Raw genomic sequence first — 4,295 nt, forward strand, 5'->3', positions numbered from 1 at the left:
TATTACGAAAATTTTAAGCTTGAAAACGATCCTAGAGTAACTAGAGTAGGAGATTTTTTAAGGAAGACAAGTTTAGATGAAATACCACAGTTGCTTAATGTTTTAAAAGGTGATATGAGCCTTGTTGGACCTAGACCGATTGTAGATGGAGAGATCGAAAAGTACGGAGAATATTTTGAAAAATTTGTTTCGGTAATACCAGGAATTACAGGTTATTGGCAAGCCAATGGTAGAAGTGATACGACCTATGATGAAAGAGTTCAAATGGATATGTATTATATTGATAATAGATCAATAGTTCTTGATATAAAGATAGTATTTAAAACCATAGTTACCGTCTTGAAAAAGGAAGGTGCTATTTAAATATTAAGTTATTTTAAACATATTTAAATAAGATGATTTGAGTAATATAGTAGATTATGTAATGAATAAAAGGTGTATTTAATAGACTATTTGTGCATTATAAGAATTATAGAGTATAAAAATGAATAGGAGAAGAAAAATGAGCGTTATAAAGAACTACATTTATAATACATTATATCAAGTGATGATATTATTTATTCCACTTATTACAATGCCGTATTTAGCCAGGGTATTTTCACCAGAGTTAATGGGAGTAAATACGCTTTCTTTAACAATAGCAACCTATTTTACAATGGTTGGGCAGTTAGGTATGCAGATGTATGGAAATAGGCAAATAGCATATGTAAGAGATGACAAGAAAAAGTTGTCAACGGTATTTTGGAGCTTGTATATAATTCAAGTGATTTCTTGTTCATTAGCACTTATAGCTTATTATTTATATGTTTATTTTAGGATTGATGCTAATAAAGTAATATACTTAATACAAGGATTGAATGTGATAAATGTATTATTAGATATTTCTTGGCTTTTTATAGGATTAGAGGATTTTAAAAAAGTTGTAATAAGAAATACAATTGTTAAATTTGTTGGGTTAGTAAGTATATTAATATTTGTTAGAGACTCAGGAGATTTAGCTATATATACATTTTTAACTGTAGCAGTAAATATTGTTGGTATGCTAACTATGTGGATATATGTACCGAAATATGTAGGAAAGATTAATATTGATTTTAAATTTGCAAAGAAATCTATTGCGCCATTATTAAAGTTATTTTTACCGCAGATAGCAAGTACAGTATATTTGCTATTAGATAAAAGTATGCTAGGAGAATATTCTACAGCGGCTCAAGTAGCGTTTTATGATTATTCTCAAAAATTAATTAGAGTTATTTTAGCAGTTATAGCTTCAGTAGGGACTGTTTTAATGCCTAGAGTATCTAATTTGATGGGGAATGGAAAGAAGGAAGAAGTCGGACTAATTATTGAGAAAACATTTAAGTTTATATCTTATTTAGCTATGCCTACAACTATCGGATTTATGTGTGTATCTGAGAAGTTGGTTCCATATTTTTTAGGAGAAGCATATGCATATTCAGGATTTTTAAGTGCAGTTTGCTCACTTATAATAATTGCTGTAAGTTGGGCAAATATAATAGCAGTACAGTACTTAATAGCTACAAAGCAAGAGGATAAATATACTGTTTCAGTAATTGCTTCTGGTATATTAAGTTTTATAATGAATTTATTTCTTCTTAGAAAATATGGTGCTCTAGGTGCGGTTATATCATTAATAGCTGCTGAATATTTAGGCATAGGAATTCAAATGTTCTTAGTAAGAAGACAATTGCCAGTAACTAGAATGTTAAAAGGTACAATTAGATATCTTATAGCAGCAATTGCTATGGGAGTTCCAGTGTATATTGTAGGAACATTTATTGAGGCACCATTAATATCAACTATAGTGCAAGGAATTGTAGGGGTAATTGTATATGTATTAATTATGTTTGTGATTAAAGATAACGTTCAAAAAGAAATAATAGAAAAAGGGATTTCTTTATTAAGGAAAAGGAAAGTAACTTGTAGTGAAAATTAGTTTTAATAAATAGCAAAAAGAAACTGCCAAGGGCAGTTTCTTTTTTGCTTTTAATCGTTCAATTTATCATCATAAATATAATCCATAATTTGTTTTTTTGTTGCAGCTTCATCAAATACATAATATGAAACTCCATCTATTAGTTGATTAGAAGCATAACTGTCTCTAGGGAAACGTTCTTGTTCTAAAGTACCTCCTCCCATCTTAGCAACCTTAGTGGCTAAATCAAGTATCTTGTTAGCATCCATAGAGGTTCTTACGTATGGAAGTAATTGATTTGTTACAGATAAATATTGTGTTGGAGAAGTCTCTAACGCTTTAGAAAATAATTTACTTAAAACTGTTCTTTGTCTTCTAGTTCTTTCGAAGTCTCCACCTGCTGTATAACGAATACGAGTGTAAGCAAGTGCTTGTGTTCCATCAACAGCTTGTTCACCAGCAGAAGAAATAAGAGGAGAACCAGTATAATTCTTTTCGTTTAAGTCATTAATATAGTTATTGATATATTCAACTTCTTCATCAGTTATATCAATAGTAATTCCACCTAGTGCGTCTATAATTTTAGGTAAGCTATTAAAATCAACAGCTGCAAAATCATCTATATTTAGTCCGAAGCTTTGGTTAATAGTTTTGATTGATAATTCAGGACCACCATAAGCATAAGCGTGATTTAGTTTAGTATAACCATAATCATCAATATTTACATATGAATCTCTCATTATAGAAGTTATTTTTAATTTATCGTGAACTGGATCTATAGTAGCTATCATTATTGAATCTGATCTTCCAGCACCATCTTCAGAATCGATTCCAAATAAGGCTATGTTTTTAATTTTTGAATAAGAAGAATATCCCTTCAGCTCTTCTCTTGAAGTTATACCAAGTTGGTCTTTGTTAAGTTTAACAGTATCTAAATTTTTTAATGTAGAAAAAAACAATCCTAAAGCAACAGAACTAGTAATTACAACTATAAAAAATAATGCCAATAAAACTTTTCCCCACATTGGAATTAAGGGCTGTTTCTTTTTATGATTTTTTTTAGGACTATTAGCTTTCTTTTTTGTTTTTTCAGACACGGTTACACATCCTTTCTAAAATAATATAAATATATTATAAAGCATACTGGTAAATAATGGAATAGACTAAACTGGAGCAAAATGTTACATATTAATATAAGATTAGGCAAAGAGATGAAAATAAGTTTAATGTTAAATATAACTGCAAGTCGAAAGAAGTTTATTTGCAATGAAATTTAATATATAATAAATTAAATGAAAAATATAAGCTAAAAGAAAAAGGGAAAGATACATTATGAACGTTTTATTTATAAATCATGATGATTCTCTAGGTGGTGCTAGCCGATCTTTACTGGGAATTATTGATGAATTAAAAACAAGAGATGTAAATTTTACAGTGGTGATACCTAAAAATCAAAGGGGTGGGCTACGAGAGGAGTTAAGAAGAAAAGGGATTAACTTTGTTTTACTAGATTTTTCATGGTGGATGAGGTATAAAGATGAGCTTGAAGGAAAGCCGAGGAGGATGCTTTTAAAATTAAAGACAGCTTCAAAAAATCTTATAGCTTCATTAAAGCTAATAAGAATATGTAGAAGGTTAAAAATAGATGTGATTCATACAAATTCATCTGTAGTTAATATAGGAGGTATTGTACATAGTTTAACAGGAATTAAGCACGTATGGCATATAAGAGAATTTGGTCTTGAGGATCATGGTATTTGTTTTATTGATGGATTTGAAAGTGCAACTAAATTTTTAAATAATAATTCGGATAAGGTTGTTGCAGTTTCTAAATCAATTTATGATAAGTATAAGGATGCTATAAATGAAGAGAAGCTTATAGTAGTACATAATGGAGTTAAAAGTAGAAATTTTAATAAAGATTATAGTAATGATAATTTACAATTCAATTTATTGATAGCAGGAGCCATAAAGAAAAGCAAAGGACAAAAGCAAGCTATTTTAGCAGTTAATAAATTAATAAAGGATGGCTATGATAATGTTTTTCTTTATATTGCAGGTAAAGATGAAGCAGGCTGTGAAGGAGAGTTAAAAGCATTAGTTAAGGAATTGAAAATTGAAAAGCATATTAAGTTTTTAGGGTTTATTAATGATTTAGATACTGTTAGAGCTAATATAGATGTAGAATTAGTATGCTCAAAAAAAGAAGGCTTTGGTAGAGTTACAGTTGAAGCTATGATGGCTGGAAATCCTATTATAGGTACCAATACAGGAGCTACTACTGAACTTATAAAGTCAAATTATAATGGTCTATTATATAATGATGGTGATTTTGAAGAATTGGCTAGATGTATAAAAG

Annotated in this window: 4 protein-coding genes; 3 read left to right on the forward strand and 1 reads right to left on the reverse strand. The window is 29.2% G+C overall.

Translation table 11 applies throughout. The features are described from left to right. Together HUJ77_RS14760 and HUJ77_RS14765 are read left to right on the forward strand one after the other, a co-directional pair. The coding region (locus HUJ77_RS14760) for a sugar transferase (protein ID WP_291709936.1) at positions 1 to 363 on the forward strand (363 nt) is incomplete at its 5' end. A 139-nt stretch (positions 364 to 502) separates the two neighbouring features. Further along, the gene (locus HUJ77_RS14765; protein WP_291709938.1) at positions 503 to 1,957 is read left to right on the forward strand and encodes a flippase; all 1,455 of its coding nucleotides are present in this window, start codon (positions 503 to 505) and stop codon (positions 1,955 to 1,957) included. Between the two features lie 50 nt (positions 1,958 to 2,007). On the opposite strand, the gene HUJ77_RS14770 is transcribed toward HUJ77_RS14765, so the two are convergent. Beyond that, positions 2,008 to 3,033: an LCP family protein gene (locus HUJ77_RS14770; RefSeq protein ID WP_291709940.1), complete on the reverse strand. Its 1,026-nt coding sequence runs from the start codon at positions 3,031 to 3,033 to the stop codon at positions 2,008 to 2,010. A gap of 235 nt (positions 3,034 to 3,268) precedes the next feature. Here HUJ77_RS14770 and HUJ77_RS14775 point away from each other — a divergent pair. Further along, positions 3,269 to 4,295, forward strand: a 1,027-nt coding sequence (locus HUJ77_RS14775; protein ID WP_291709942.1) for a glycosyltransferase family 4 protein, incomplete at its 3' end; no start/stop codon positions are given.

The organism is Clostridium sp. (assembly GCF_021443865.1).
Taxonomy (GTDB): domain Bacteria; phylum Bacillota; class Clostridia; order Clostridiales; family Clostridiaceae; genus Clostridium.

Bases quoted from the DNA above. Each gene is read 5' to 3' on its own strand.
- HUJ77_RS14765 (WP_291709938.1), top strand. From the start codon at position 503: ATGAGCGTTATAAAGAACTACATTTATAATACATTATATCAAGTGATG.